At 57.3% G+C, this 25519-nt stretch carries 38 protein-coding genes and 1 pseudogene; 2 read left to right on the forward strand and 37 right to left on the reverse strand.

Annotation, left to right across the window (positions count from 1 at the left end):
* Window positions 1-63 precede the first annotated feature (63 nt).
* Entirely contained in the window at window positions 64-1422 is a 1359-nt protein-coding gene (locus CSZ94_RS08720; protein ID WP_102121152.1) for an ATP-binding protein, read from the reverse strand.
* Complete coding sequence (locus CSZ94_RS08725; protein ID WP_034753223.1) at window positions 1419-2147, reverse strand: response regulator; 729 nt, start codon at window positions 2145-2147, stop codon at window positions 1419-1421. Before CSZ94_RS08725 ends, CSZ94_RS08720 begins: the two co-directional genes overlap by 4 nt.
* 187 nt (window positions 2148-2334) lie before the next feature.
* On the opposite strand from CSZ94_RS08725, the gene CSZ94_RS08730 reads away from it, so the two are divergent.
* Complete coding sequence (locus CSZ94_RS08730; protein ID WP_180977407.1) at window positions 2335-2856, forward strand: Spy/CpxP family protein refolding chaperone; 522 nt, start codon at window positions 2335-2337, stop codon at window positions 2854-2856.
* 73 nt (window positions 2857-2929) lie between these two features.
* Here the strand turns inward: CSZ94_RS08730 and dsbD are convergent, their stop codons facing one another.
* The 32 genes from dsbD to creB form a co-directional block, all read right to left on the reverse strand.
* Entirely contained in the window at window positions 2930-4864 is a 1935-nt protein-coding gene (dsbD, locus tag CSZ94_RS08735) for a protein-disulfide reductase DsbD (RefSeq protein WP_102121153.1), read from the reverse strand.
* Between the two features lie 158 nt (window positions 4865-5022).
* A complete protein-coding gene (gene rplQ / locus CSZ94_RS08740) occupies window positions 5023-5415 on the reverse strand; it encodes a 50S ribosomal protein L17 (protein ID WP_010394482.1) in 393 nt (130 codons plus the stop codon).
* Between the two features lie 134 nt (window positions 5416-5549).
* Window positions 5550-6527 carry a DNA-directed RNA polymerase subunit alpha gene (locus CSZ94_RS08745; protein ID WP_008444343.1) on the reverse strand — a complete coding sequence of 326 codons (978 nt, stop codon included), beginning with the start codon at window positions 6525-6527 and terminating at the stop codon, window positions 5550-5552.
* A gap of 107 nt (window positions 6528-6634) precedes the next feature.
* Window positions 6635-7258 carry a 30S ribosomal protein S4 gene (gene rpsD / locus CSZ94_RS08750; RefSeq protein ID WP_010394478.1) on the reverse strand — a complete coding sequence of 208 codons (624 nt, stop codon included), beginning with the start codon at window positions 7256-7258 and terminating at the stop codon, window positions 6635-6637.
* Window positions 7259-7515: 257 nt separating this feature from the next.
* A complete protein-coding gene (gene rpsK / locus CSZ94_RS08755) occupies window positions 7516-7920 on the reverse strand; it encodes a 30S ribosomal protein S11 (RefSeq protein WP_010394475.1) in 405 nt (134 codons plus the stop codon).
* 17 nt (window positions 7921-7937) lie between these two features.
* On the reverse strand, window positions 7938-8303 hold the full coding sequence (gene rpsM, locus CSZ94_RS08760; protein ID WP_046681666.1) for a 30S ribosomal protein S13: 366 nt from the start codon (window positions 8301-8303) through the stop codon (window positions 7938-7940).
* Between the two features lie 14 nt (window positions 8304-8317).
* On the reverse strand, window positions 8318-8431 hold the full coding sequence (gene rpmJ, locus CSZ94_RS08765) for a 50S ribosomal protein L36 (protein WP_010394471.1): 114 nt from the start codon (window positions 8429-8431) through the stop codon (window positions 8318-8320).
* A gap of 42 nt (window positions 8432-8473) precedes the next feature.
* Window positions 8474-8692: a translation initiation factor IF-1 gene (gene infA, locus CSZ94_RS08770; protein ID WP_005663428.1), complete on the reverse strand. Its 219-nt coding sequence runs from the start codon at window positions 8690-8692 to the stop codon at window positions 8474-8476.
* Window positions 8693-8710: 18 nt separating this feature from the next.
* Window positions 8711-10045 carry a preprotein translocase subunit SecY gene (secY, locus tag CSZ94_RS08775; RefSeq protein WP_102121154.1) on the reverse strand — a complete coding sequence of 445 codons (1335 nt, stop codon included), beginning with the start codon at window positions 10043-10045 and terminating at the stop codon, window positions 8711-8713.
* Window positions 10046-10077: 32 nt separating this feature from the next.
* Window positions 10078-10509: a 50S ribosomal protein L15 gene (gene rplO, locus CSZ94_RS08780; RefSeq protein ID WP_034753211.1), complete on the reverse strand. Its 432-nt coding sequence runs from the start codon at window positions 10507-10509 to the stop codon at window positions 10078-10080.
* Between the two features lie 30 nt (window positions 10510-10539).
* A complete protein-coding gene (gene rpmD / locus CSZ94_RS08785) occupies window positions 10540-10719 on the reverse strand; it encodes a 50S ribosomal protein L30 (protein WP_010394435.1) in 180 nt (59 codons plus the stop codon).
* A 10-nt stretch (window positions 10720-10729) separates the two neighbouring features.
* Window positions 10730-11248: a 30S ribosomal protein S5 gene (rpsE, locus tag CSZ94_RS08790; protein WP_010394433.1), complete on the reverse strand. Its 519-nt coding sequence runs from the start codon at window positions 11246-11248 to the stop codon at window positions 10730-10732.
* Window positions 11249-11257: 9 nt separating this feature from the next.
* Complete coding sequence (gene rplR / locus CSZ94_RS08795) at window positions 11258-11620, reverse strand: 50S ribosomal protein L18 (RefSeq protein WP_071079767.1); 363 nt, start codon at window positions 11618-11620, stop codon at window positions 11258-11260.
* 13 nt (window positions 11621-11633) lie between these two features.
* Entirely contained in the window at window positions 11634-12167 is a 534-nt protein-coding gene (gene rplF / locus CSZ94_RS08800; RefSeq protein ID WP_034778281.1) for a 50S ribosomal protein L6, read from the reverse strand.
* 10 nt (window positions 12168-12177) lie between these two features.
* Window positions 12178-12573: a 30S ribosomal protein S8 gene (gene rpsH / locus CSZ94_RS08805; RefSeq protein ID WP_010394425.1), complete on the reverse strand. Its 396-nt coding sequence runs from the start codon at window positions 12571-12573 to the stop codon at window positions 12178-12180.
* Window positions 12574-12587: 14 nt separating this feature from the next.
* Window positions 12588-12893: a 30S ribosomal protein S14 gene (gene rpsN, locus CSZ94_RS08810; RefSeq protein ID WP_010394423.1), complete on the reverse strand. Its 306-nt coding sequence runs from the start codon at window positions 12891-12893 to the stop codon at window positions 12588-12590.
* A 2-nt stretch (window positions 12894-12895) separates the two neighbouring features.
* Window positions 12896-13435, reverse strand: a complete 540-nt coding sequence (rplE, locus tag CSZ94_RS08815) for a 50S ribosomal protein L5 (RefSeq protein ID WP_010394421.1) — start codon at window positions 13433-13435, stop codon at window positions 12896-12898.
* 6 nt (window positions 13436-13441) lie between these two features.
* Window positions 13442-13756, reverse strand: a complete 315-nt coding sequence (gene rplX, locus CSZ94_RS08820; RefSeq protein ID WP_034753204.1) for a 50S ribosomal protein L24 — start codon at window positions 13754-13756, stop codon at window positions 13442-13444.
* A 9-nt stretch (window positions 13757-13765) separates the two neighbouring features.
* Window positions 13766-14134 (reverse strand): 50S ribosomal protein L14, encoded by a 369-nt coding sequence (gene rplN, locus CSZ94_RS08825; RefSeq protein WP_008444317.1) that lies wholly within the window; start codon window positions 14132-14134, stop codon window positions 13766-13768.
* 253 nt (window positions 14135-14387) lie between these two features.
* Complete coding sequence (gene rpsQ / locus CSZ94_RS08830; protein ID WP_010394415.1) at window positions 14388-14660, reverse strand: 30S ribosomal protein S17; 273 nt, start codon at window positions 14658-14660, stop codon at window positions 14388-14390.
* Window positions 14657-14848: a 50S ribosomal protein L29 gene (gene rpmC, locus CSZ94_RS08835; protein WP_010394412.1), complete on the reverse strand. Its 192-nt coding sequence runs from the start codon at window positions 14846-14848 to the stop codon at window positions 14657-14659. Before rpmC ends, rpsQ begins: the two co-directional genes overlap by 4 nt.
* Before the next feature lie 12 nt (window positions 14849-14860).
* The gene (rplP, locus tag CSZ94_RS08840) at window positions 14861-15280 is read right to left on the reverse strand and encodes a 50S ribosomal protein L16 (RefSeq protein WP_010394411.1); all 420 of its coding nucleotides are present in this window, start codon (window positions 15278-15280) and stop codon (window positions 14861-14863) included.
* Window positions 15281-15282: 2 nt separating this feature from the next.
* Window positions 15283-16107, reverse strand: coding sequence for a 30S ribosomal protein S3 (rpsC, locus tag CSZ94_RS08845; protein WP_034753199.1), 825 nt, complete (start codon window positions 16105-16107; stop codon window positions 15283-15285).
* A 9-nt stretch (window positions 16108-16116) separates the two neighbouring features.
* Window positions 16117-16449, reverse strand: coding sequence for a 50S ribosomal protein L22 (gene rplV / locus CSZ94_RS08850; protein WP_170840583.1), 333 nt, complete (start codon window positions 16447-16449; stop codon window positions 16117-16119).
* Complete coding sequence (rpsS, locus tag CSZ94_RS08855; protein ID WP_008444295.1) at window positions 16446-16721, reverse strand: 30S ribosomal protein S19; 276 nt, start codon at window positions 16719-16721, stop codon at window positions 16446-16448. Before rpsS ends, rplV begins: the two co-directional genes overlap by 4 nt.
* Before the next feature lie 10 nt (window positions 16722-16731).
* A complete protein-coding gene (gene rplB, locus CSZ94_RS08860; RefSeq protein WP_010394400.1) occupies window positions 16732-17559 on the reverse strand; it encodes a 50S ribosomal protein L2 in 828 nt (275 codons plus the stop codon).
* Window positions 17559-17876 (reverse strand): 50S ribosomal protein L23, encoded by a 318-nt coding sequence (gene rplW / locus CSZ94_RS08865; protein ID WP_010394398.1) that lies wholly within the window; start codon window positions 17874-17876, stop codon window positions 17559-17561. Before rplW ends, rplB begins: the two co-directional genes overlap by 1 nt.
* Window positions 17873-18493: a 50S ribosomal protein L4 gene (gene rplD / locus CSZ94_RS08870; protein ID WP_034753197.1), complete on the reverse strand. Its 621-nt coding sequence runs from the start codon at window positions 18491-18493 to the stop codon at window positions 17873-17875. The genes rplW and rplD overlap by 4 nt, the downstream gene beginning before the upstream one ends.
* Window positions 18494-18496: 3 nt before the next feature.
* Window positions 18497-19153, reverse strand: a complete 657-nt coding sequence (gene rplC / locus CSZ94_RS08875) for a 50S ribosomal protein L3 (RefSeq protein WP_071079769.1) — start codon at window positions 19151-19153, stop codon at window positions 18497-18499.
* 215 nt (window positions 19154-19368) lie between these two features.
* Entirely contained in the window at window positions 19369-20778 is a 1410-nt protein-coding gene (creD, locus tag CSZ94_RS08880; protein WP_102121155.1) for a cell envelope integrity protein CreD, read from the reverse strand.
* A gap of 86 nt (window positions 20779-20864) precedes the next feature.
* The gene (creC, locus tag CSZ94_RS08885) at window positions 20865-22286 is read right to left on the reverse strand and encodes a two-component system sensor histidine kinase CreC (RefSeq protein WP_102121156.1); all 1422 of its coding nucleotides are present in this window, start codon (window positions 22284-22286) and stop codon (window positions 20865-20867) included.
* A complete protein-coding gene (gene creB, locus CSZ94_RS08890; RefSeq protein WP_102121162.1) occupies window positions 22283-23020 on the reverse strand; it encodes a two-component system response regulator CreB in 738 nt (245 codons plus the stop codon). Before creB ends, creC begins: the two co-directional genes overlap by 4 nt.
* 175 nt (window positions 23021-23195) lie before the next feature.
* On the opposite strand from creB, the gene CSZ94_RS08895 reads away from it, so the two are divergent.
* Window positions 23196-23744 carry a tetratricopeptide repeat protein gene (locus CSZ94_RS08895; protein ID WP_180977408.1) on the forward strand — a complete coding sequence of 183 codons (549 nt, stop codon included), beginning with the start codon at window positions 23196-23198 and terminating at the stop codon, window positions 23742-23744.
* Between the two features lie 19 nt (window positions 23745-23763).
* Here CSZ94_RS08895 and CSZ94_RS08900 read toward each other — a convergent pair whose 3' ends face one another.
* From CSZ94_RS08900 to CSZ94_RS08910, 3 genes and pseudogenes are all read right to left on the reverse strand, one after another.
* Window positions 23764-24609 carry a DUF817 domain-containing protein gene (locus tag CSZ94_RS08900; protein ID WP_102121158.1) on the reverse strand — a complete coding sequence of 282 codons (846 nt, stop codon included), beginning with the start codon at window positions 24607-24609 and terminating at the stop codon, window positions 23764-23766.
* A gap of 215 nt (window positions 24610-24824) precedes the next feature.
* Window positions 24825-25142 carry a 30S ribosomal protein S10 gene (gene rpsJ / locus CSZ94_RS08905; RefSeq protein WP_010394389.1) on the reverse strand — a complete coding sequence of 106 codons (318 nt, stop codon included), beginning with the start codon at window positions 25140-25142 and terminating at the stop codon, window positions 24825-24827.
* A gap of 180 nt (window positions 25143-25322) precedes the next feature.
* Window positions 25323-25519 (reverse strand): annotated as a pseudogene (locus CSZ94_RS08910) (elongation factor Tu); the annotation flags it as partial.

The raw sequence follows: 25519 nt of genomic DNA on the forward strand, positions 1-25519 counted from the left end.
AGGGCTGCAGGTTGAATGTCGTTGCCAGGGGGCGTAAAGCACAATATTGTCGCATGGAAAGGCTCACTTTCCAGCGTAATACTCTGGCACGATCAGGGTAACTTCCAGTCCACCGTCGACATGATTGGCCAGCAAGACCGTGGCGCCATGCTGCTCGGCGATGTTGCGCGCGATGGTCAGACCCAGGCCGGTGCCGCCCGATTCGCGCGAACGCGAAGTCTCGATGCGGTAAAACGGTTCGAATACCTTGGCCAATTGATCTGGCGCAATACCCGGCCCGCCGTCGCGGATGCGGATGCGGGCCGTGCCGGCGATGCGCTCGACAGTCACCTGCGCGTACAGGCCATATTTGACGGCATTGTCGATCAAGTTCACCAGGCAGCGCCGCATGGCGATGGGACGGGCCATCAAGGCCATGCTAGCCTGCCCGGCCAGGGTCACATTCTGGCCGGCATCGGCCGCGTCCGAGCAGACGCTGTCGAGCAGGGAGTCGAGATCGAGTGCCTGCATCGCCTCCGTGCTATCCATCGAGCGAGCCAGGTCCAGCCCTTCCTTGACCATGCTCTGCATGGCCGACAGGTCGCCCACCAGGCGCTCATACAACTCTGTATCGGCCACTTTTTCCAGGCGCAGGCGCAAGCGTGTCAGCGGCGTTTGCAAATCATGCGTGATGGCGGCCAGCATTTGTGTACGTTGGGAAATGTGCTGGCGTATGCGCGCCTGCATGGCATTGAAGGCGGCGCTGGCCTGGCGGATCTCGCTGGCCCCCGACAAGGTCAGCGGCGGATGGTTGATGTCGTTGCCCAAGTCTTTCGCCGCCTGCGCCAGCTGCTTGAGCGGGCGCATGGTCATGCGCGTGACCAGGTAAGCGAGGATGGCGATGCTGATCAGGAAAGGCAGCAGTGTCATCCAGTCGTTATGTTCATTGAACGGCGGCTGCTGGCGTGGCGGCAAGACCATCAGGCGCAGCACGTGGCCGTCCTGCATGCGCACGTCGAGGTTTTCACAGGTGCCGCCCCAGGGCCTGGCGCCGAACATGCCCGGCGACTGGCGCGGCTGGATGCACGCGGCCGGGCGTTCAGCCAGCGCGCTGACCTTGAAGCCCCCGCCCAGCTTGGCTTGCAGGGCGCTGGAAAATTCCGTCGGCGCGCCGGGCGCATGCTCGGTCGCGGGACGCAGCTCCAGGCGCACGCTGCCCTTGTTGGCCACTTTCAGGTAAGCCGCGCGCGAAGCCAGCGGCACCACGTCGGCCGCCATCACCAGCTGCTCGGCCCGCTCGACGGCATGGTAGTCGCGGTATTGCTCAATGGCGCGCTGGCGTTCGCCCACAGCCAGCCACTGCGTCAGCGCGGCCGAAGCGACGATGCCGATCAGCAGAAACATGAATACGCGGCCCGTCATCGACCCCAGGAAGGCCTTCACGCGTGCGGCTCCACATTGACCTGGCCGGCCAACACGTAGCCGCCATTGCGCACGGTCTTGATGATTTGCGGCAAACGGGCATCTTCACCGAGTTTTTGCCGCAGGCGGCTGATCTGGATATCGATCGACCGGTCGAACGGGTCGGCGTCGCGCCCCTGTGTCAGGTTCAGCAACTGGTCGCGGTTGAGCACGCGGTTCGGGTGTTCCAGAAACACCCGCAGCAAGCGGAATTCCGCGCCCGACAGCATGATCACCAGGCCGCTGGGATTGAGCAGGTGGCGCGCCGTCAAGTCCAGGGTCCAGCCGGAAAAGCGGATTTGCTGCGCTTTGTCCGACGGCACGTTCGATGGCATGGCATGGCTGCGGCGCAACACGCTGCGTATGCGCGCCAGCAATTCACGGGGCTCGAACGGTTTCGGCAAATAATCGTCGGCACCCATTTCCAGGCCCAGAATGCGGTCCAGCGGCTCATTGCGCGCCGTCAACATGATCACCGGCACCGTCGATTGGGCACGCAGCTTGCGGCACAAGGTCAGGCCGTCGTCGCCAGGCAGGTTCAAATCGAGCACGATCAGGTCGGGCCGCGTTTCGTCGAGAATTTTCCACATCGCCGTGCCATCTGCCGCGCCCAGGGTGCGGTAGGCGTTCGTTTCCAGGTAGTCCGCCAGCAAGCTGCGGATGTCGCGGTCATCGTCGACGATGAGAATTGTAGAGGTGGGTTCCATGGTACGAATTATCCCCACTTCCCCCACCCTTGCACAGCGCATTTGTATCGTCTTGTATATAGGAGACCCGAAGAAACATATAGATACAAACTGTCTGGCAGCGGACACTTCGGGGAAACATGGCGCGTCCAACATGGATTCATGTGCAGCAACATGTACATCCCTCATCTTTTACAAAGGAATCCAGATGAACGCCTCAATGAGAACCTTGCGCAAGAACTTGATCATCGCCATGAGCGTACTCGGCATGGGTGCGGCATCGCTGACCGTCCACGCCCAGGAAGCGGCCGCCAGCGCGCCTGCCGCCAGCAGCAAGATGCAACATGAAGGCCACCGCGGCGGCAACCCTGCCGAACGCATGGCCAAATACCAGGCCCGTCTGCACGACAAGCTGAAGCTGACCGCCGCGCAGGAACCGGCCTGGGCCACTTTCACGGCCGCCAACGCGCCGAAAAAACCGATGGGCGACTGGAAGGCCAAGCGTGAAGCGATGGCCAAACTGTCGGCGCCGGAACGCATGGAACAATGGATTGCCATGTCGAAGGAACGCATCGCCGGCCAGGAAAGCCGTTTGGCCTCGCTGAAAACTTTTTATGCCGTGCTGACACCGGAGCAACAGAAAGTGTTTGACGACAGCGTGCCTGGCGGCAAGCACGGTGGCCACCGTGGCGGCCACCATGGCATGCAGGAGCATCCCAAAGCTGGTTAAGTTTTAGCGGTATGCAAGAATGGAAAAAGCCTGCGATGGCAGGCTTTTCCTTATTCAGCGGACAAGTAAACGCTTACTGTCCGTCGAGCTTGCACAAGGAAGTCAGGAAGGTCGATGCGTTCTGGAAACCGATCACGCGCGACTGGGCGATCTCCTGCCCCTGCGGGTTGAACATGATGATGCCAGGCGGGCCGAACAGCTGGAAACGCTTCAGCATGGTCTTGTCGTCGGCGTCATTGGCCGTCACGTCCACTTGCAGCAACACGGCTTGCCCCATCTTCTCGCGCACGGCGGGTTCGACGAAGGTCAGTTTTTCCATCTCGATGCAAGACACACACCAGTCCGCATAAAAGTCCAGCAAGGCTGGCTTGCCGTTCAGCTGCGCCAGCGCCGCGTCGAGCTGCGCCACGGTTTTCACGCGTGTAAATGGCTGCGCGTGCACCTGGCCACCGCCCAGGTGCGCCAGCGGCGCCAGCGGGTCGCGACCACCGCTGGCCACGCCCACCAGTTGCAGCACGCCCAGCACGGCAAATACCAGGCCGAAGGCCTTGGCCACCCAGACATGCTTCGCGCCGCTCTTGCCCACCAGCAGATACATGCCGTAAGCAACGAACAGCACCGTCCAGCCCAGCATCTGCACGGCGCCCGGCAGCACGGGCGAAACCAGCCACCAGGCCACACCCAGTTGCAGCACGCCAAAGAAGCGCTTGACGGCATCCATCCAGGCACCGGCACGCGGCAGCAAGGTGCCGGCCGAAACACCCACCAACAGCAAAGGCACGCTCATGCCCACGGCCATGGCGAACAGCGCACTGCCGCCGATGACGACGTCGCGCGTCTGGCTGATGTACAGCAAGGCGCCAGCCAGCGGCGCGGCCACGCATGGCCCCACGATCAGGGCGGAAATGGCGCCCATGACGAACACGCCCGCCAGGCGGCCCGACGATTGCTGGTTTGACACGGACGTCAGCTTGCCTTGCAGGAAAGCCGGCACTTGCAGCTCATAAAAACCAAACATCGACAGCGCCAGGCCCGCCATCAGCAAGGCGAAAAAGCCCAACACCCACGGATTTTGCAGCTTGGCCGCCAGGCCTTCACCCGCCAGACCGGCCGCCACGCCCAGCGCCGTGTACACGATGGCCATACCCAGCGCGTACGTCAGCGACAACAGCAAGCCGCGCGAACGGCTGACCCTGACGCCATCGCCGATGATGATCGACGACAAAATCGGCACCATCGGCAGCACGCACGGGGTGAACGCCAGCCCCAGGCCCAGCAACATGAACAGGGGCACGATGACCAGCAGCTTGCCGCCCTTCAGGGCCGATTCAATCTTGCCCAGCTCGTTTTGCACAGGCGCGTAGCGTGCCGCCACGGGCGCCGCCGCTACCGGCTCGGGCGTACTGGTGATATCCGCCTGGGGAATGCTCAGCACGGATACGCCAGGCGATGCCTGTGCCTGCGGGCCGTTGACGGCAGGCGCGGCAGGCAAGGCAAACTTCGATGCCACGCCGCCTGGCGCCATGCTCTGCCCGCCGCCACTACCGACCAGCTGGGCCGAGGCATCCTGCGGCGCATAGCACAGGCCCTTGTCGGAGCAACCCTGTCCCGTCGCCTTCAGGGTGAACGCGCCAGCCGCCTGCACGGGAATCGTGATGGTGAGGGTCTTGCGGAACGTTTCCACGTTCTTCTGGAAGGTGTCGTCAAACTTGACCTTGCCGGCCGGATACACGGGTGCGCCCAGCTTGGCACCCACGGCGTCGAACTTGAAGCGCTCGTGGTACATATAGTAACCATCGGCAATCACATAGGTGACGGCGATAGTCGACGGGTCCTGCATGCGGGCGGAAAACTTGAAAGCCAGCTCGGGATCGAGGAATTCATCGTCGGCACGGGCATGACCGGCGCCAAAAACGACAAGCAACAGGAAGAAACAGGCAGCAAACCAAGTGAGCAATGGATGGCGTGGCGCGGTGCGCGCAGTGGCGCTGGAGGGGAAACGGGACATGAACTACCTTTTCGACCATTCGACAGAGGACGCGCGGAGCAGGCAGCGCTTGTGCCGGGCCGGCGCGAAAGGAGAATAGTACACTGCGGTAAGAATGACTGCAGCAGAAAACAAAAAAGCCAGGCTAGGCCTGGCTTTCTCAGATGCAATTACTGGGATTACTCGCCAGCGATTTCAACTGCTTCGGTCGTATCTGGACGATCCATCAGTTCAACGAACGCCATAGGAGCGTTATCGCCGACGCGGAAACCCATTTTCAGGATACGCACATAACCGCCATTACGGTTGGCGTAACGTGGGCCCAGTTCAGCGAACAGCTTCAAGACCATTTCACGATCGCGCAAGCGGTTGAAGGCCAGACGCTTGTTTGCCAGGCAGTCAGTTTTGCCCAGGGTCAGAATTGGCTCGACAACGCGGCGCAGTTCTTTTGCTTTTGGCAAGGTGGTTTTGATCGCTTCGTGACGCAGCAGCGATACTGTCATGTTGCGCAGCATTGCCAGACGGTGGGACGAGGTACGATTCAGTTTACGGAGGCCGTGACCGTGACGCATGATAAATCCTTTCGGTGAGTGTTTAAATTCCAGCTCTTCGATCGATGAAGCTAGTGCAACATCGCGGGCCGGTTTGTTACTTCAAAAATAAAAGCCCGGGACACCTGTCCCAAGCAGTTTGCTACAACTACAAATTACTTTTCCAGGCCTGCAGGCGGCCAGTTTTCCAGCTTCATGCCCAAGGTCAAGCCGCGCGATGCCAGCACTTCCTTGATTTCGTTCAGGGACTTGCGGCCCAGATTTGGCGTTTTCAGCAGTTCGTTTTCCGAACGTTGGATCAGGTCGCCGATGTAGTAGATGTTTTCCGCTTTCAGGCAGTTCGCCGAACGCACAGTCAACTCCAGGTCGTCGACTGGACGCAACAGGATAGGATCGACCAGCGGAGCGCGCGATGGCGCTTCGGCGGCAGCTTCCGTGCCTTCCAGGGCAGCGAACACATTCAACTGATCCACCAGGACGCGGGCCGACTGGCGGATCGCTTCTTCCGGCGAGATCACGCCGTTGGTTTCGATGTTGATGATCAGCTTGTCCAGGTCGGTACGCTGTTCGACGCGAGCCGATTCAACGAAGTACGATACACGGCGCACTGGCGAGAACGACGCATCCAGAATGATACGGCCGATGGTCTTGTTCGTGTCTTCCGACAGGCGACGCACGTTACCAGGAACGTAGCCGCGGCCTTTTTCAACCTTGATCTGCATGTCCAGCTTGCCACCAGCGGTCAGGTGGGCGATCACGTGGTCAGGGTTGATCAGTTCGACGTCATGCGGCAGGTCGATGTCGGAGGCCAGGATCGCGCCTTCGCCTTCTTTTTTCAGGGTCAGGGTGACCGAATCGCGGTTGTGGACTTTGAAAACCACACCCTTCAAGTTCAGCAACAGATCGACGACGTCTTCTTGCACGCCATCGAGGGAGGAATATTCGTGGACGACGCCAGCGATCGTCACTTCGGTCGGCGCGTAGCCTACCATCGACGACAGCAGAACGCGGCGCAACGCGTTACCCAATGTGTGGCCATAGCCGCGCTCGAACGGTTCCATCACGACTTTGGCGTGACCTGCACCGAGAGCTTCAACATCGATAATACGTGGCTTCAACAAACTGTTTTGCATGAAATGTCCTTTTCAATACCCTCGGCTCATTACACCGATAAGGCTGATGGCATTAGTAAAACGCCCACTCATCTGAGCTGAGTGGGCGGTGATGGTGCTAACTGCTATTAACGCGAGTACAGCTCGACGATCAGCGATTCGTTGACGTCGTTAGCGATTTCGTTACGCTCTGGCAGGGACTTGAAGGTGCCTTCCATTTTCTTGGCATCAACCGAAACCCAGCTAGGCATACCAACTTGTTCAGCCAGCGACAGTGCTTCAACGATACGCACTTGCTTTTTCGATTTTTCACGAACAGCAACGATGTCGCCAACTTTAACCGCGTACGAAGCGATGTTGACAACGATACCGTTCACGGTGAACGCTTTATGGCTGACCAATTGACGCGCTTCAGCGCGGGTCGAGCCAAAGCCCATGCGGTAGCAAACGTTGTCCAGACGCGTTTCCAGCAACTTCAACAGCGTTTCGCCGGTGTTGCCTTTACGACGGTCTGCTTCAGCGAAGTAGCGGCGGAATTGACGTTCCAGCACGCCGTACATGCGTTTTACTTTTTGCTTTTCGCGCAGTTGGTTACCGTAGTCCGAGGTGCGGGCGCCGGATTTAACACCGTGCTGGCCTGGTTTGACGTCCAGTTTGCACTTGCTGTCCAGCGAGCGACGTGCGCTCTTCAGGAACAGGTCAGTACCTTCACGGCGGGAGAGTTTTGCTTTAGGTCCGATATAACGTGCCACGATACTTCCTTTTTTTAATGATAACGCCCCAGCCACATGCATGATCAAACACGCTGCTGCGGTTAGGCGCTAGTCTGACTCAGCTTCAATCAGACGGTGGCTGAAAACGAAAAACCCGCCAAATGGAATTTGACAGGCAAGAACAGCCGGGCAGTATAACCGTTTCCGGCTCCCTGCTCCAGCGATTTCACACAACTGTACTGAGTTACAACAGACAGCAAAGCAGCTGGCGCCGAAGCGCCCTCTGCAACACTATCTTAGATACGACGACGTTTCGGTGGACGGCAACCGTTGTGCGGCACCGGCGTCACGTCCTGGATCTCGGTGATCTTGATGCCCAGGTTGTTCAGCGCGCGAACAGCGGATTCACGACCAGGACCTGGGCCCTTGATACGTACTTCCAGGTTCTTGACGCCACACTCAACAGCCACTTTACCAGCGGCTTCCGCGGCGACCTGCGCTGCGAACGGGGTCGATTTACGCGAACCCTTGAAGCCTGCACCGCCGGAGGTAGCCCACGACAAGGCATTGCCTTGACGATCGGTGATGGTAATGATGGTGTTATTGAACGAAGCGTGGACATGTGCAATGCCTTCAGCGACGTTCTTTTTAACTTTTTTACGCACGCGTGCTGATGCGGCGTTATTTTGCGACTTAGCCATAATTATTCCCTAGCGGATTATTTTTTCAGCGATTGAGCGGCTTTACGCGGTCCCTTGCGGGTACGTGCGTTCGTACGCGTACGCTGGCCACGGCAAGGCAAACCCTTACGATGACGCATGCCGCGGTAGCAACCCAGATCCATCAAACGCTTGATGTTCATGGACAGTTCACGACGCAGATCGCCTTCGACGATGAATTTACCTACTTCATCGCGCAGTTTTTCCAGTTCGCTATCATCCAGATCTTTGATCTTTTTGTTGGTTGCTACACCGGTCGATGCACAGATTTTCTCTGCGCGTGGACGGCCCACACCGTAGATGGCCGTCAGGCCGATAACGGTATGCTGATGATTTGGGATATTAACCCCTGCAATACGTGCCATTTGTTATTCCTCGATTAACCTTGACGCTGCTTGTGACGTGGTTCCACGCAGATTACGCGGACTACGCCTTTGCGCTTGATGATCTTGCAGTTGCGGCAGATCCGCTTGACTGATGCGAGAACTTTCATTTTTGGGCTCTTTCTTTCGCTTCTTTGGTTTGATTCAGTGTGTTACTTAGTACGGAACACAATGCGGGCTCGGCTCAGGTCGTACGGCGTTAACTCCACCGTTACCTTGTCTCCAGGGAGAATGCGAATATAGTTCATCCGCATTTTACCCGAAATATGCCCGAGCACCACGTGTCCGTTCTCCAGCTTCACTCGAAATGTTGCATTTGGGAGATTCTCAAGAATCTCGCCCTGCATCTGTATGACGTCGTCTTTTGCCATTCGGTATGTTTACCGCGCTTAACGCGTCGGAATTCCGCCCTTGAAATTTGCTTTGCGCAGCAGCGAATCATATTGCTGCGACATCACGTAGTTCTGTACTTGCGCCATGAAATCCATGGTGACAACTACAATAATCAATAAAGAAGTACCGCCGAAATAGAATGGTACTTTCCACTGGGCTTGCATAAATTCCGGCAATAAACACACCAGGGTGATGTAGACTGCGCCGGCAAGTGTCAAGCGTGTCAGAATCTTGTCGATGTAACGGGCTGTCTGCTCGCCTGGACGAATCCCGGGAATGAACGCACCGCTTTTCTTCAAGATATCTGCTGTTTCCTTGCTGTTAAACACCAGCGCTGTATAGAAGAAACAGAAAAACACGATCGCCACTGCGTACAACAGCGCATGGATAGGCTCACCAGGCCCCATCGATGCTGCCAAATCTTTCAAGAACCGCACCGCAGGGTTAGCGTTGTCGGCGCCCTTTGAAAACCAGTCCACGATAGTGGCCGGAAACAAGATGATCGAAGAAGCAAAGATCGGCGGGATCACGCCGGCCATGTTCAGCTTCAACGGCAAATGGCTGGTTTGACCGCCATAAATCTTGTTGCCTACCTGGCGCTTCGCGTAATTGACCAATATTTTGCGCTGACCACGTTCGACGAATACGACGAAGTACGTTACCAGTGCTACCAGGATCACGATGAAAATCGCGCTGAAGCTGCCGATCGAACCATTCGACACTTGAGTGAACAAGCCACCCAACGCCGACGGCAGACCCGCTGCAATCCCGGCAAAAATGATGATCGAGATGCCATTCCCCAAGCCGCGCTCGGTAATTTGCTCACCCAACCACATCAAAAACATTGTTCCGGTCAACAAAGTGACGACCGTCACGAAGCGGAATGCAAGACCAGGTTCCAACACCAGACCAGCTTGCGACTCCAGTGCGACTGCAATGCCTAACGCTTGGAACAGTGCCAGGGCAACCGTGAAATACCGGGTGTACTGGGTGATCTTGCGACGACCTGCTTCGCCTTCTTTTTTCAACGCTTCCATCTGCGGTGACACGATCGACAGCAATTGCATGATGATCGAGGCCGAGATATAAGGCATGATACCCAGCGCAAACACTGTAAAACGAGACAAGGCACCGCCCGAGAACATGTTAAACATGCCCAGGACGCCGCCTTCGTGCTCCTTGAACAGCGAGGCTAATTGTGTCGGGTCAATCCCGGGAACCGGGACGTGAGCACCGATACGATAAACCACCAATGCGCCAAGCAAAAACCAGAGCCGTCCCCAAGGGAAACCGGCCGCTGCACTTTTAGCAAGTTGTGGATTAGTCGCCAATTTTCGCTCCGATCAAGCTGTTAGCGGTCAACTCAGGCTACCGAGCCGCCGGCTGCTTCGATGGCTGCTTTCGCGCCAGCGGACACTTTCAAGCCCTTCAAATTCACCGCTTTGGTGATTTCGCCGGACAAGATCACGCGCACGTCACGGGCCAACACGCCCAGAACGCCAGCTTGCTTCAAGACCAGAATGTCGACATCGCCAACCGCCAGGTTGTTCAGATCGGACAAGCGCACTTCAGCTTTGAAGGTTGCGTGCATCGATTTGAAACCGCGCTTAGGCAGACGGCGTTGCAGAGGCATCTGACCGCCTTCGAAACCGACTTTATGAAAGCCGCCCGAACGCGATTTCTGACCTTTGTGACCACGACCCGAGGTTTTACCCAGGCCGGAGCCGATACCGCGACCGACGCGACGCTTGTAGTGCTTAGCGCCTTCGGCTGGTGCAATAGTATTCAATTCCATGATTTGCTCCGTTCGTGTAAGCCCGAAGGCTTACCCGACAACTTTAACGAGATACGATACTTTATTGATCATGCCGCGTACGGATGGGGTGTCTTGCAATTCGGAAACCGAATTTACACGACGCAGACCCAGACCGCGCACGGTAGCGCGATGCGATTCGCGCGTACCGATCAAGCCCTTGACCAATTGCACTTTGACTGTGTTTGTCATTTTGTCCACCTTAAGCCAGAATGTCTTCGACCGACTTGCCGCGTTTGGCAGCGATATCGGAAGCAGTGCTCATTTTCGACAGGCCGTCCAGCGTAGCGCGTACCAGGTTGTATGGGTTGTTCGAACCGGTGGATTTCGCCACCACGTCCGTCACGCCCATCACTTCGAAGATAGCGCGCATGGCGCCACCAGCGATAACGCCAGTACCAGGCTTAGCAGGGTTCATCAGGACCTTGGAGGCGCCGTGACGACCAACAACCGTATGATGCAAGGTACCGTTTTTGAGCGGTACTTTGATCAGGTTGCGACGGGCTTCTTCCATTGCCTTCTGCACGCCAACTGGCACTTCTTTCGATTTGCCCTTGCCCATGCCGACGCGGCCATCGCCATCACCAACTACGGTCAGCGCGGCGAAACCCATGATACGACCACCCTTGACCACTTTGGTCACGCGGTTGATCGCGATCATTTTTTCGCGCATGCCATCATCCGGCTTGTCGCTTTGCATTTTTGCTTGCATTTTTGCCATGATTGATCCTTAGAACTTCAGACCGGCTTCGCGTGCGGCTTCTGCCAACGCTTTCACACGGCCGTGGTAACGGAAACCGGAGCGGTCAAACGCAACTTCGGTAATCCCTGCTTTCAACGCTTTTTCAGCGACGCGCTTGCCGATCAAGGCTGCAGCAGCGGCATTGCCGCCTTTGCCGGATTGGCCTGCCAGTTCAGCGCGAACTTCCGCTTCAGCCGTCGAGGCCGAAACCAGGATTTTTGCATCCGGGCTGATCAGGTTGGCGTAAATATGCAGGTTGGTGCGATGCACCGACAAGCGATTTACTTTCAATTCCGCAATCTTGATGCGGGTTTGGCGTCCGCGGCGAAGCCGTGATTCTTTCTTATCCATCGTCAGCCCCTAATTACTTCTTCTTGGTTTCTTTAAGCTTAACCACTTCGTCCGCATAGCGAACGCCCTTGCCTTTATAAGGCTCAGGAGCGCGGTAAGCACGAACTTCAGCGGCTACCTGGCCAACCTGTTGACGGTCGATACCTTTAATCAGGATCTCGGTCGGGGTTGGTGTTGCGCAGGTAACGCCAGCTGGCATGTCATGCACTACAGGGTGCGAGAAACCCAGGGACAGATTCAACTTGTCGCCTTGAGCTTGCGCCTTGTAACCCACGCCTACCAGGTTCAGCTTTTTCTCGAAACCCTTGGTGACGCCAACAACCATGTTGTTGACCAGTGCGCGCAGCGTGCCGGACATGGCATTGGCTTCGCGGCTGTCGTTCGCCACGTCGAAACTCAGGGTTCCTGCATTGTTTTCCACTTTGACCTGGCCGGTGAGGGCCTGGGAAAGTACGCCCAGCGGGCCTTTTACGGTGATCGCTTGTGCGGAGATGGCGACTTCGGCGCCAGCTGGCACTACGATAGGCATTTTAGCTACTCGAGACATGTGTAACTCCTTAAGCCACGTAGCAAATAACTTCGCCGCCGACACCGGTAGCGCGTGCTTTGCGGTCAGTCATGACGCCTTGCGGAGTCGACACGATCGCCACACCCAAGCCATTCATCACAACAGGGATCTCGTCTTTACCCTTGTAGACGCGCAGACCCGGACGGGACACGCGCTCCAAGCGCTCAATAACGGGACGGCCAACATAATACTTCAAACCGATTTTCAGTTCCGCCTTGCCACCAGCTTCGGTAACAGCGAAATCTTCAATGTAACCCTCGTCCTTCAGGACGCTGGCAATCGCAATTTTGACTTTCGACGATGGCATGGCCACGGTCGTCTTTTGCACGCCTTGTGCATTGCGAATGCGGGTCAGCATATCGGCGATAGGATCGCTCATACTCATTGCATATTCTCCTATTACCAGCTTGCTTTTGTCATACCCGGAATTTCACCACGCATGGCGAATTCACGGAGCTTGATACGACCCAGACCGAATTTACGGAATGTGCCGCGCGGACGACCAGTGATGGCGCAACGGTTACGTTGACGCGTCGGGTTCGAGTTACGTGGCAGCGCCTGCAATTTCAGGCGAGCTTCGTAGCGCTCTTCTTCCGATTTCGATTGGTCATCGACGATGGCCTTGAGAGCTTCGCGCTTAGGGGCGAATTTCGCCACCAGGTCAGCACGCTTGATCTCACGATTAATCAGTGACAGTTTGGCCATGATCAGTTCCTGAAAGGGAATTTAAAGGCGGCGAGCAAAGCTTTGGCTTCGTCATCGGTCTTAGCGGTTGTCGTGATGCTGATATTCATACCGCGCAACGCGTCAATCTTGTCGTATTCGATTTCAGGGAAAATGATCTGTTCCTTGACACCGATGTTGTAGTTACCACGACCATCAAATGCACGACCGTTCACACCACGGAAATCGCGTACGCGCGGCAGAGCCACGGTAATGAAGCGATCCAGGAACTCGTACATGCGAGCGCCGCGCAGGGTGACCATCGTACCGATCGGATAACCTTCACGGATTTTGAAGCCTGCGATCGCTTTGCGGGACTTGGTGGTCACTGGCTTCTGGCCGGCGATCTTGGTCAAGTCAGCAACTGCGTGCTCGAGAACTTTTTTATCCGCGATTGCCTCACCAACACCCATGTTCAGGGTGATTTTGGTCAGGCGTGGAACTTCCATTACCGACTTGTAACCAAACTTGCTGGTCAGGTCGGCAACGACTTTTTCTTTATAGAATTCTTGGAGACGTGCCATGATTTCTTAAGCCTTCACTACTTCGCCGGAGGATTTAAAGATGCGAACTTTCTTGCCGTCCACTTCTTTGAAACCCACGCGATCTGCCTTGCCAGTCGCTGCATTAAACAATGCAACGTTGGACACGTGAATTGGCATGGTCTTATCGACGATACCACCAGTTACGCCAGTCATCGGGTTTGGCTTAGTCGCTTTTTTAGCGATGTTAATGCCGTCAACCACGATATGTTCAGCATCGATACGCTGCTGTACCACACCACGTTTGCCCTTGTCTTTCCCGGTCAGAACGATGACTTCGTCGTTTTTACGAATCTTATCCATTACGACTCCTTACAGGACTTCCGGTGCCAGGGACACGATTTTCATGAACTTCTCAGTACGCAGTTCGCGTGTGACAGGTCCAAAAATACGGGTACCGATCGGTTCCAGCTTGGCGTTCAACAGTACGGCGGCATTGCCGTCGAACTTCACCAGGGAACCGTCTTGGCGGCGAACACCTTTAGCGGTGCGCACAACCACGGCGTTATAAATTTCACCTTTTTTGACACGGCCACGTGGCGCAGCAACCTTAACGGTTACCTTGATCACATCGCCAATGCCAGCATAACGGCGCTTGGAGCCGCCCAATACCTTGATGCACATTACTTCTTTGGCACCGGTATTGTCAGCCACTTCGAGCCGGCTTTCAGTTTGAATCATAGTATTCTCTTTCCCAACTTAAGCCGAAGAATCCACACAATGTAGACCCACGGTCAGTCTTGGTCCCGCCAGAGCCGCCCTGCTGGGCTTCACTGTTTGGGTGCATGACCTTCATACATCAACTGACCGCGAGTGCTATTGTCTGTGACCAGACACTTTGCGGCGTTACATGAACGAAGCCCGCAAGTATTACATACAATTTGCGGGCCTGCAAGTACTAATTAAAACCCACCGTCGAAACGGTGGTTTTTATTTAAACGGTTGGTGCGGCTTGAACCACACGTGTCACCGTCCATGCCTTCGTTTTGGAGATCGGGCGACCTTCCTGGATCTCGACCGTATCACCGGCTTTGACCTGGTTGGTCTCGTCATGCGCGTGATACTTGTTCGAGCGCATGATGATCTTGCCATACAAAGGATGTTTTACGTGGCGCTCGATCAGAACGGTAACGGTCTTGTCCATCTTGTCCGAAACCACTTTACCGATCAGCGTGCGCTTGAGCGACTGTTTCACTGGTTCGTTCATTTGGCTTCCTTCAGATTCATTACCGTCTTCACACGCGCGATATCGCGGCGTACCTTCTTGAGCTGCGAAGTGTTGCTCAGCTGTTGCGTAGCGATTTGCATACGCAGGCCGAACTGTGCCTTCAACAAGTCATTCAGCTCTTTTTGCAGAGCTGGCTGGTCTTTGCCGCGGAGTTCAGATGCTTTCATATACAACTCCAATTATTGGCCGACTTGGCGGATGACAAACGTCGTCGCCAGTGGCAGTTTAGAGGCGGCAAGACGGAAAGCTTCCCGTGCCAGCGCTTCATCAACGCCATCCATTTCGTACAGTACTTTGCCTGGCTGAATTTCAGCGACGTAGTACTCAGGATTACCCTTACCGTTACCCATACGGACTTCAGCCGGTTTGTTCGAAATCGGTTTGTCCGGGAAAATACGGATCCAGATACGGCCACCGCGCTTGATGTGACGCGTCATTGCACGACGCGCCGCTTCAATTTGACGCGCAGTGATACGACCGCGCGCAACTGCCTTCAGACCGAATTCGCCAAACGACACGGCGGTGCCGCGGCTGTGCGAAATACCGGTATTACGGCCTTTCTGCTCTTTACGATACTTTCTGCGTGCTGGTTGCAGCATGATTATTCTCCTGCTTTCTCAGCTGGTGCTGCTGCGGCGGCCGGTTTAGCGGCGGTACGCACACGTGCACCTGGTGCTGTGGATGGTTTCGCACCGGCACCGGCTGGACGTGGACGGCCAGCTGGCTTGCCATCGTCACGGCGTGGGCCGCGGCTTTTCTTCTCGTCAGCCGGGGTATCGATGACTGGTGCATCGCCGTTAGGCGCGCGGTCACCCTTGTATACCCACACCTTGACACCGATGATGCCGTAGGTGGTCGACGCTTCGCTGGTACCGTAGTCGATATCGGCGCGCAGGGTATGCAGAGGCACGCGGCCTTCGCGGTACCACTCTTTACGCGCGATTTCGATACCGTTCAGACGGCCGGACGACATGATCTTGATACCGAGAGCACCCAGGCGCATTGCATTTTGCATTGCACGCTTCATGGCGCGGCGGAACATGATCCGTTTTTCCAGCTGCTGAGCGATCGAATCGGCGATCAGTTGCGAGTCGATTTCTGGCTTGCGAATTTCTTCGATGTTCACGTGAACAGGTACGCCCATGATCTTGGTCAGCGCGGACTTCAGTACTTCGATGTCTTCGCCTTTTTTACCAATGACCACGCCTGGACGCGAGCTGTAGATCGTGAAGCGCGCGTTCTTGGCTGGGCGCTCGATAACGATGCGGCCAACGGAAGCGTTCTTCAGTTTCTTTTTCAGGTAAGCACGTGCTTTCAAGTCTTCGTTCAGCATGGCAGCGAAATTACCGTTGCCTGCATACCAGCGAGAAGCCCAGTTACGGGTGACCGCCAGACGGAAACCGGTTGGATGAATTTTCTGACCCATCGTGGCTCCTTAGTTACCGACAGTCACGTAAACGTGACAGGATTGTTTCGAAATACGGTCGCCACGGCCTTTTGCACGCGCGGTGAAGCGCTTCAGGACCGGGCCCTTTTCGACGTAGATCGTTTTCACGAACAATTCGTCGATGTCCGCGCCATCATTGTGCTCGGCATTCGCAATAGCGGATTCCAGAACACGTTTGATGATCGCAGCACCTTTTTTCGGGCTGAATTGCAAGATGTTGAGTGCAGCGTCAACTTTCTTGCCACGGATCAGGTCAGCAACCAGGCGGCCCTTTTGGTCCGACAGGCGCACACCTTTGAGGATAGCTTTAGTTTCCATTATTTCTTAGCCTTTTTGTCAGCTGCATGGCCCTTGAACGTACGGGTCAGTGCGAATTCGCCGAGCTTGTGACCAACCATGTTTTCGGAAACATAAACCGGCACGTGCAGCTTGCCGTTATGAACCGCGATCGTCAGGCCGATAAAGTCAGGCATGATTGTCGAACGACGCGACCAGGTTTTGATTGGCTTTTTGTCTTTGGCTGCTTGCGCGGCTTCAACTTTTTTCACCAGGTGGGCGTCACAGAACGGCCCTTTTTTCAATGAACGTGTCATGTGCTACCCCTTATTTCTTGCCGCGGCGCGAGACGATCATGGAAGTCGTACGCTTGTTGCTGCGTGTTTTCTTACCCTTGGTCTGTTGGCCCCATGGCGAAACTGGATGACGACCAGCTGCTGTTTTACCTTCACCACCACCGTGCGGGTGATCGACCGGGTTCATGACCACACCGCGAACGGTAGGACGAACACCGCGCCAGCGCATCGCGCCAGCTTTACCGATTTTACGCAGGCTGTGCTCGGCGTTACCGACTTCACCAACCGTAGCACGGCACTCGATGTGCACGCGACGTACTTCACCCGAGCGCAGACGCACTTGAGCATAGGTACCTTCACGCGCCATCAGCACAACGCCAGCGCCAGCGGTACGTGCCATTTGGGCACCTTTACCTGGCAGCATTTCGACGCAATGCATCACGGTACCGACTGGGATGTTACGGATTGGCAAGCAGTTACCCGATTTGATCGGTGCTTCCGAACCGTTCATCACGCTGTCGCCAACGGCCATGCCTTTGGTTGCGATGATGTAGTGACGTTCGCCGTCGGCGTAGCACAACAGAGCGATATTCGCGGTGCGGTTTGGATCGTATTCGATACGTTCCACTTTCGCTGGAATACCATCTTTGGTGCGCTTGAAGTCGATCAAGCGATAGTGTTGCTTATGTCCACCACCGATATGACGGGTGGTGATGTGACCGTTGTTGTTACGACCAGCGGTCTTGGATTTCTTTTCAACCAGGGCAGCGAACGGACGACCTTTGTACAGGTCTGGGTTCACCACCTTTACCATGCCGCGACGGCCTGGCGAGGTTGGTTTCATCTTAACGAGTGCCATTATGCAGCCTCCTCGGAGAAGTTGATTTCCTGGCCAGGCTTCAGGCACACGAAAGCACGCTTGGTATGGTTACGACGACCGTTGAACTTGCCGGTGCGTTTCTGCTTACCTTCGCGGTTTGCAGTTTGCACGGACAGAACTTCAACCTTGAACAGCAGTTCGACCGCTGCCTTGATTTCAGGCTTGGTTGCATCCGGCAGTACGCGGAATACAATTTGCTCGTTCTTTTCCGCGACCATGGTGGCCTTCTCGGAAATCACGGGCGCCAACAGCACCTTCATCAAGCGTTCTTCGCTATGTTTCAAAATCGCGCTCATGCCAGCATCTCCTCAATCTTGGCCAATGCAGCTTTGGTGACCAGGATCTTCTTGTAGAACACCAGGGACATCGGGTCTGCGTGACGTGGCTCAACGACGAGTACGTTAGGCAGGTTGCGCGATGCCAGTTCCAGGTTTTCGTTCAGAACGTCGGTGATGATCAGAACCGAATCAAAGCCCAGGCCGTTCAATTTTTGCGACAACAGCTTGGTCTTTGGCGCGTCAATCGTCAGATCGTCGATGACGATCAGGCGCTCTTCGCGAGCCAGCTGCGACAAGATCGAGCAGATACCTGCGCGATACATCTTTTTGTTCACTTTGTGGGTGAAGTTTTCGTCAGGCGAGTTCGGGAAAATCCGACCACCGCCGCGCCACAGTGGCGACGACGACATACCAGCACGAGCGCGGCCGGTACCTTTTTGGCGCCATGGCTTTTTCGTCGTGTGGTGAACTTCTTCACGGTCTTTTTGCTTGCGGTTACCACTACGTGCATTCGCTTGATACGCGATGACGACTTGGTGGATCAGCGCTTCATTGTAGTCACGGCCGAAAATCGTATCGGCTGCAGCAACGTTCGAGGCGGCTTGACCTTGCGCATTCAGAAGCTTGAGTTCCATCGTTTAAGCTCCCTTCTTGGCTTTGGTTTTGATGGCTGGCGAGACAACTACCTGGCCATTTTTCGCACCTGGAATCGCGCCTTTGACCAGCAACAGCTGACGGTCGGCATCGATACGGGCGATCACGAGGTTCTGGATCGTACGGTTAACGTCACCCAGATGACCGGTCATGCGCTTACCAGGGAAAACACGACCTGGATCTTGCGCCATACCGATGGAACCCGGAACGTTGTGCGAACGCGAGTTACCGTGGGTAGCACGACCCGAAGAGAAGTGGTAACGTTTGATAACGCCTGCATAGCCTTTACCAATGGTAACGCCTTGCACGTCGATCTTTTGACCGACTTCGAACAGGGAAGCAGCGACAACATCGCCAGCTTTCAGTTCAGCGGCTTTAGCAGCATCAACACGGAACTCTTTCAACAGAGTACCGGCTTCAACACCAGCTTTAGCGTGATGACCAGCAACAGCTTTGGTCACGCGGGAAGCGCGACGTTGACCGAATGCGACCTGAACAGCGGAGTAACCATCTGTTTCAGGGGTTTTGATTTGCGCAACACGGTTGTTCGATACGTCCAACACGGTGACCGGGATCGAATCCCCTTCATCCGTGAAAATGCGCATCATACCAACCTTGCGACCGAGAAGGCCTAGGCTCATTTTTTCTCCATTCCCACCTGCGATTGGGCGGGGCTTGTTTAACTACAAAGTAACGTAGGACTCAAAAAAGACGAATCCATACCGAAGCCGGCTAGTATATAGCACAAAAACCCTTGACGCAACAAGTTAACACGAGGTATGTCAAAGTGTTGCGCGACGCCCCTGCGACAGTTGCCGGGGGCGCTGCAAAGGTCGGCTAATGTAGCATACATCGCCTATTCATGCGGCTCTGCAGCGGGTGCCACTGCGCCACTGCGCACCTGATACCAGTCGACTTTACGCGTCGCCACCATGATGGCGGCCAGCACGGCGAACAGCAGGATGCTGCCCATCACCAGCGCATTGTTTTCCGAGCTGAGCAGTCCATACAGGGCGCCATACAGCAGCGTCAGCGCCACGCCGAAGCCGATGCCGCGCCTGGCGTTGTGCAGCACGTGCATCAGATAAAAGCTGGTCAGGGCGATGCAGGCGGCGCTGGCGATCAGATAGGCAGCGAGGAAGGCGATGTGCTCGGCCAGGCCCACCAGCAGCAGGAAGAAGATCACCAGCGACAAGCCCACCAGCAAGTACTGCACCGGGTGGATCGGCAGGCTCTTCAGGATTTCAAAGATGAAGAAGGCGGCAAAGGTCAGTGCCACGAACAGCAAGCCATACTTGGTGGCGCGATCCGATTGCGAATACACGTTCACCGGTTCGATGAAGCCCACGCTGAAGCGGTCCACCTGGCCCAGCGGCGCACTGTCGGGCACCTTGAATTCCCCCTCGATCGTGTTCAGCTGCGTTTGTGCATTCGTGGCCAGCGAGGAGATGCTCCACTCGACCTGAAAGCCATCGGCGTTGATCTGGCGGTGTTTCGGCGATGGCAGGAAGCGCCCGCCAAACTGCGGATGGGGCCAGTTCGACTTGATGCTGATCTGGCTGTTCTTGGCCACCGGCACGAAATGCTGGCGTTCGATGCCATCCAGCCCCACGTCAAAGCTGAATTTCACCTGTTGCGCTTGCGCCAGCGGCATGGCGCCCAGCGGCGCGTGCAGGCCGCTGCGGAAGGCAAACAAGTCGGTGCCCTGTTCGAACTCGATCTTCTGGCCGCCCCAGTCGATTTTCGGGATATTGCGGATGCCCCGCACGTCCTCGATGGACAGGGCCACGAAAGGCGTGCCCAGAGTCACGCGTGAGTCGGGCGACTTGCGTGGCAGCTGGTTGCTGGCCGGCACCGTGAAGTCGCCCTTGAAGGCGTGCTGGCCGCTGTACACCAGCACTTGGTGGATGCCGCGGTAGCGGCGGTCCGTCTCGATGTTGCCATTGATCTGCAGCTCGTTCGGATACACGAGCAGGCGGCGCGGCACCGTGCGGCGCAGCAACTCCGTGCGCACAGGCGCTTTCGCGTCCCTGTCATCGCCCTTGGCCACCTCCACGCGCTCTTCATACTGCTCTGTGTAGGGAATCACCAGGATGGGACCGATAATGGTTTGTTCGCGCACCGAATCGGCGGCGATGCTGTCGACGGCTTCCTGGCGGAATTCCATCCGCTCCTTGATGGTTTCCTGAATCATCAGCAAAGGCAGGCCAATCAGCAGCATCAGGCCGAACACGATCAACGCTTTGACGAGTAAAGTTTTTTGCATGGCGCATCCTTGAAGTAAGGCGGCCAGTGTAAAAAAACTGTATGCGCTGACGATGCAGTCTGTGTGAAGCCGGCAAATAAAGTGGATTAAGCCAGCGGCAGACACAGGCGCGCGCAGGCGCCACCATCCGCATGATTGAACACCTCGACCGTGCCACCATGCAGCGAAGCGACCTCGCGCACGAAGGGCAGGCCCAGCCCTGTGCTCTTGCCGGCGCTGGGGCGCGGCAAGGAATAAAAGCGCTCGAAGATACGTTCCAGCGCATACGCGGGGATGCCCTCGCCCCGGTCGCGCACGGTAATTTCCACCTGGCTGCCCTGGCGCCGCGCCGTCAAGTCGATGCTACTGCCTGGCGGCGCAAAGCCGGCCGCGTTGTCGAGCAGGTTGCCCAGCGCCTGGCGCAGCAGCAGGGTGTCGCCCGCCACGCTCATCTCGTCGACTTGCAGTTGCAGGCGCACGCCGCGCGCCGCCAGCGTGGCCGCACCATCCTGCGCCACTTGCGCCAGCAATGGCACCAGCGCGATGCGCTCGGGATGCTCCAGGCGCTGCTGCTTTTCCACGCGCACCAGAGCCAGCAGCTTGTCGATCAGTTGCCGCTGGCGCGCATTCTGCTCCAGGATACTGGCAAGAAACTGGCGCCGTTCGGCCGGCGACATGTCTTCCTGCAGCAGTTCGGCCGACGCCTGGATGGCGGCAATCGGGCTTTTCAACTCATGCGCCAGTGTGTGCATCAGTTGCTCCACATATTCCTTGCCTTCCAGGCGCGTGCGCATCGCCTCCAGCGCCCGCCCCAAGGTGCCAATCTCGTTCTTGCCCAGCACCGGCAGCGCCACCTTGCGCCCTGCTTCCACATCGCCGATGTAATGCATCAGCTTGCCCAGCGCATGGTGCAACCACCAGGCGAACGCCAGGCCGATCAGTAGCGATAGCAGCAACAGCACGGCGCCACGCTGCAAGATCTTGCGCTGGCTGCGCTCAACAAAGGCTTGCACGCTGGCATTCGGCTTGGCCACCGTCAGCACGCCGATGACCTCATTGCCGTCGCGGATCGGCGCAGCCACGTGCATCACCGTCGACATTTCGTCGTCGGGCCGGCTGCGCGTGCTGCGCGCGCCATACTTGCCCTGCAAGGTCAGATACACGTCATTCCAGCGCGAATAGTCGCGCCCCACGTCGCGGCCGCTGGAATCGAACAGCACGATGCCGTGCCGGTCCGTGATGGTGATACGGTAATCGAGCGTGCGCTTGCGCACGCCATTGATATGGACGTCCACGCCATGGCGCGCATAGTCCTGCATGCGCTCGGCCACGGGCGACTGCGCCAGCGTGCCCGCCTTCAGGTCGGGCGCGACGAGGCTGGCCAGCAGTTGCGAGGTATCGACCAAAGTATCTTCCAGGGTCGAGCGCACGCCCGGCTTGACCTGCTCCATGAAGACATTCAGCAGAAACCACGCGGCCAGGCCCACGATCAGGAAGTAGCCCAGCAAAATGCGCAGGCCGATCTTCATGCGCCGGCCAGACTGTAGCCGAGGCCACGGTGGGTGTGGATCGGGTCGGCCTGCGCATCGACGGCACGCAGCTTGGCGCGCAGCGATTTGACGTGCGCATCGACGGTACGGTCGAGCGTGTCGGGCGCTGCGCTCCACACGCGCTGCATCAGCTGCGCACGCGACAGCACGTGGCCGGGATGCTCGATCAAGGCCTTCAACAGCAGATACTCGTAGCGGGTCAGGTCCAGCGGCTGGCCATGAAACAGCACGCGCGCCTCGAGCGCGCGCAACTCGAAGCGCGCCGGCGCCGGCGCGGTCGCCGCGACGTTAGCGGCTATCGTCATGCCAGTCTCGCGGGGGACTTGGGCGGTACCCGCACGGCGCAGGATGACGCGGATGCGCGCCACCAGTTCGCGCGGCGAAAACGGCTTGGTGACGTAATCATCGGCACCGATTTCCAGGCCGACGATACGGTCGATTTCATCGCTGCGGGCCGTCAGAAAGATCACCGGCACCTCGGAAAACTGGCGCAGCCGGCGGCACACTTCCAGCCCGCTCATGTCGGGCAAGCCCACGTCGAGCACCACCAGCACGGGCAATGGCGCGGTGTTGCCGGGAGTGGGACGCAAGGCGGCCAGGGCTTGTTCGCCCAGCATCACATGGCGCGGCGTAAAGCCGTCCGTGCGCAGGGCATAGGCGATGCTGTCGGCTATCGCCTGTTCATCTTCTACGATCAGGACAGTCTTGGACATGGCGGCGGCACGCATTAAAGGACAAGCCCGGAGTATCCCTGAAGCGGGCAAGCGGCGTCAATCGCGCGCCTGGCCGTGCGCTGGCGAAAAGCCGCCCATGCAAAAAAAATTATAGTATATTTGTCACAGCATGACTCCACTGATACACCGTGTCCAACACCCGTACGAGGAGACTATGAAGACCCATACCATCAGCCTGCTATGCGCTGTCAGCCTGCTGGCCGCCTGCGCGGCGCCAGCGACGCTCACCACCTCTAACGCACAACACGACGCCTGCAACGCGGCCGAACTCAAAGGCCAGTTTGGCGAAGCAGAACTGGCTTGCGTACAGGCGCTACGCAGCGCCGAGCAGGCCGGGGCCAGCGCAGACATCCTCTCCCAGCGCCAGTACAACCTGGGCCGCATCAAGCGCTTGCAGGGCAAGAATGCCGAAGCGGAGCAACTGTACCGGCAAGCCCTGGCCACGGAAGAAACGGCGCAGCCACGCAGCGATGCGCGCGTCGGCCGCCGCATGGTCGAACTGGCGTCGGCGCTGGCGGCGCAAGGCAAGTGGCAGGAAGGCACGGCTTATCTGGAACGGGTGCTGCCGCTGCTGCCGAAGCTGTCGCCAGCCTCGCGCACGTATTCGGCAGAAATGCTGCGCCAGTACGCCAAACAACTGCAGGGTGGCCCGCAAGCCGCGCTGGGTGCGCGCTTTGACGTGGTGGCAGCCAGCCTGCAATGAGGCTTTTCCTGGACCCAGCCTAAGGCTGGGCGACGTGGATGCTGGCCTTGATGTGCTTGAGGTGGGCCACGATGGTGAACGTCATCACCACCAGCAGCGACCATGAGCTCCATTTGCTGACATGCACCACCGACCAGGCGCCAAGCTGGTTCGGGTAGCGCCACACGCCCCAGAAGGTGCTGATGTTTTCGGCCAGCCAGATAAAAAAGCCGACCAGCACGAAACCGACCAGCAGCGGCATGCTGCGGTCGCGGTCGAGCGGGCGAAACACCACGCTGGTGCGGGCGTACAAGCCCAGCGCGCAGGCGGCCAGATACCAGCGATAGTCGCCGATGTAGTGATGGGTGAAGAAGTTGGCGTAGATTAGCAGCGCGATCAGTACCGCCATCCAGTACGGCGGATGGTGACGTATCCGCATATCGAGCAGGCGCCAGGTCTGGATGATGTAGCTGCCGACGGCTGCGTACATGAAGCCGGAAAAAAGGGGGACGCCAAGCACCTTGCTGTAGGCGAAGTCGGGATAGCTCCAAGACTGGATCGTCCCCGATACCTTGAACACCTCCAGCGCGAAGCCGACCGCATGAAACAGGCAGATGGCTTTCAACTCATCCCACGTTTCCAGTCCGCTCCAGACCATCGCGCCCTGGATCGCCAGCGCTACCAGCAGCAGCACGTCATAGCGCGGCAGGCCAAACAGGCCGGCGCGTGGCACCAGGAACACGGCAGAAAAAAACAGCCCCACGAACAGGCAGGACCTCGCCTCCTTGATGCCGAAATACAGGAATTCAGTCAGGAAGCGTGACATACCGCGCAAGCGGCTACGGGGCGCGGCATTTAACAGGTGAGTATCGAGGGCATTAAGCATGCTGCAACTTTATCGACCGGCCGCGGCACTGTAAAGCGATTTTGCACGCGGACGGCGAAGCCGCCCATGTTAGCCATGCACCAATAGCAATGGGGCCGGGCGCACTCACGATTGTGAGCAGGCCCGGCCCCATCATCAGGCAGCGGGACACCCCGCCAGCCTGGAACAGCCGTCAACACCTGATGCTACCGTGTTGTCAGCTGCCCTTGAAACTCTTATTGCAGTTTGATTTCAACATCAACACCAGCTGGCAGGTCCAGCTTCATCAGCGCGTCAACGGTTTTGTCCGTTGGGTCAACGATGTCCATCAGGCGTTGGTGCGTACGGATCTCGAACTGATCGCGCGAAGTTTTGTTGACGTGCGGGGAACGCAGCACATCGAAACGTTGAATACGGGTAGGCAGTGGTACTGGGCCTTTGACGACAGCGCCGGTGCGCTTCGCGGTTTCAACGATTTCCAGAGCGGACTGGTCGATCAGTTTGTAATCGAAAGCCTTCAGGCGAATACGGATTTTTTGGTTTGGTGCCGACATGATATTTCCTTAAAAGAACGAACCGCGCGGTCTGCACGGCAATGAGGTCATACTGGAATTTCTGACGCAACAACCGTCAGGGTCGACATGATAGCACCAAAAATGCTTGCCAACCCCGGCAGTTGAATAAAAAGAAGAGCGCCGGGCGACGACGCATCTTCTTTTATGCAGGCTTAAGAATTAAGCCAGGATTTTTGCAACAACACCAGCGCCGACGGTACGACCGCCTTCGCGGATAGCGAAGCGCAGACCTTCTTCCATCGCGATCGGGTTGATCAGCTTGACGGTGATCGACACGTTATCGCCTGGCATGACCATTTCTTTGTCTGCTGGCAACTCGATCGAACCAGTCACGTCCGTCGTGCGGAAGTAGAACT

It is taken from the genome of Janthinobacterium sp. ROICE36, assembly GCF_002869965.1.
GTDB lineage: Bacteria > Pseudomonadota > Gammaproteobacteria > Burkholderiales > Burkholderiaceae_D > Janthinobacterium.

Coding starts and splice junctions, on each gene's coding strand:
- CSZ94_RS08725 (WP_034753223.1), bottom strand. CDS start 2,147: ATGGAACCCACCTCTACAATTCTCATCGTCGACGATGACCGCGACATC.
- CSZ94_RS08730 (WP_180977407.1), top strand. CDS start 2,335: ATGAACGCCTCAATGAGAACCTTGCGCAAGAACTTGATCATCGCCATG.
- dsbD (WP_102121153.1), bottom strand. CDS start 4,864: ATGTCCCGTTTCCCCTCCAGCGCCACTGCGCGCACCGCGCCACGCCAT.
- rplQ (WP_010394482.1), bottom strand. CDS start 5,415: ATGCGTCACGGTCACGGCCTCCGTAAACTGAATCGTACCTCGTCCCAC.
- CSZ94_RS08745 (WP_008444343.1), bottom strand. CDS start 6,527: ATGCAAAACAGTTTGTTGAAGCCACGTATTATCGATGTTGAAGCTCTC.
- rpsK (WP_010394475.1), bottom strand. CDS start 7,920: ATGGCTAAGTCGCAAAATAACGCCGCATCAGCACGCGTGCGTAAAAAA.
- rpsM (WP_046681666.1), bottom strand. CDS start 8,303: ATGGCACGTATTGCAGGGGTTAATATCCCAAATCATCAGCATACCGTT.
- rpmJ (WP_010394471.1), bottom strand. CDS start 8,431: ATGAAAGTTCTCGCATCAGTCAAGCGGATCTGCCGCAACTGCAAGATC.
- infA (WP_005663428.1), bottom strand. CDS start 8,692: ATGGCAAAAGACGACGTCATACAGATGCAGGGCGAGATTCTTGAGAAT.
- rplO (WP_034753211.1), bottom strand. CDS start 10,509: ATGGAATTGAATACTATTGCACCAGCCGAAGGCGCTAAGCACTACAAG.
- rpmD (WP_010394435.1), bottom strand. CDS start 10,719: ATGACAAACACAGTCAAAGTGCAATTGGTCAAGGGCTTGATCGGTACG.
- rpsE (WP_010394433.1), bottom strand. CDS start 11,248: ATGGCAAAAATGCAAGCAAAAATGCAAAGCGACAAGCCGGATGATGGC.
- rplR (WP_071079767.1), bottom strand. CDS start 11,620: ATGGATAAGAAAGAATCACGGCTTCGCCGCGGACGCCAAACCCGCATC.
- rplF (WP_034778281.1), bottom strand. CDS start 12,167: ATGTCTCGAGTAGCTAAAATGCCTATCGTAGTGCCAGCTGGCGCCGAA.
- rpsH (WP_010394425.1), bottom strand. CDS start 12,573: ATGAGTATGAGCGATCCTATCGCCGATATGCTGACCCGCATTCGCAAT.
- rpsN (WP_010394423.1), bottom strand. CDS start 12,893: ATGGCCAAACTGTCACTGATTAATCGTGAGATCAAGCGTGCTGACCTG.
- rplE (WP_010394421.1), bottom strand. CDS start 13,435: ATGGCACGTCTCCAAGAATTCTATAAAGAAAAAGTCGTTGCCGACCTG.
- rplX (WP_034753204.1), bottom strand. CDS start 13,756: ATGGATAAGATTCGTAAAAACGACGAAGTCATCGTTCTGACCGGGAAA.
- rplN (WP_008444317.1), bottom strand. CDS start 14,134: ATGATTCAAACTGAAAGCCGGCTCGAAGTGGCTGACAATACCGGTGCC.
- rpsQ (WP_010394415.1), bottom strand. CDS start 14,660: ATGAACGAACCAGTGAAACAGTCGCTCAAGCGCACGCTGATCGGTAAA.
- rpmC (WP_010394412.1), bottom strand. CDS start 14,848: ATGAAAGCATCTGAACTCCGCGGCAAAGACCAGCCAGCTCTGCAAAAA.
- rplP (WP_010394411.1), bottom strand. CDS start 15,280: ATGCTGCAACCAGCACGCAGAAAGTATCGTAAAGAGCAGAAAGGCCGT.
- rpsC (WP_034753199.1), bottom strand. CDS start 16,107: ATGGGTCAGAAAATTCATCCAACCGGTTTCCGTCTGGCGGTCACCCGT.
- rpsS (WP_008444295.1), bottom strand. CDS start 16,721: ATGACACGTTCATTGAAAAAAGGGCCGTTCTGTGACGCCCACCTGGTG.
- rplB (WP_010394400.1), bottom strand. CDS start 17,559: ATGGCACTCGTTAAGATGAAACCAACCTCGCCAGGCCGTCGCGGCATG.
- rplW (WP_010394398.1), bottom strand. CDS start 17,876: ATGAGCGCGATTTTGAAACATAGCGAAGAACGCTTGATGAAGGTGCTG.
- rplD (WP_034753197.1), bottom strand. CDS start 18,493: ATGGAACTCAAGCTTCTGAATGCGCAAGGTCAAGCCGCCTCGAACGTT.
- rplC (WP_071079769.1), bottom strand. CDS start 19,153: ATGAGCCTAGGCCTTCTCGGTCGCAAGGTTGGTATGATGCGCATTTTC.
- creD (WP_102121155.1), bottom strand. CDS start 20,778: ATGCAAAAAACTTTACTCGTCAAAGCGTTGATCGTGTTCGGCCTGATG.
- creC (WP_102121156.1), bottom strand. CDS start 22,286: ATGAAGATCGGCCTGCGCATTTTGCTGGGCTACTTCCTGATCGTGGGC.
- creB (WP_102121162.1), bottom strand. CDS start 23,020: ATGTCCAAGACTGTCCTGATCGTAGAAGATGAACAGGCGATAGCCGAC.
- CSZ94_RS08895 (WP_180977408.1), top strand. CDS start 23,196: ATGAAGACCCATACCATCAGCCTGCTATGCGCTGTCAGCCTGCTGGCC.
- CSZ94_RS08900 (WP_102121158.1), bottom strand. CDS start 24,609: ATGCTTAATGCCCTCGATACTCACCTGTTAAATGCCGCGCCCCGTAGC.
- rpsJ (WP_010394389.1), bottom strand. CDS start 25,142: ATGTCGGCACCAAACCAAAAAATCCGTATTCGCCTGAAGGCTTTCGAT.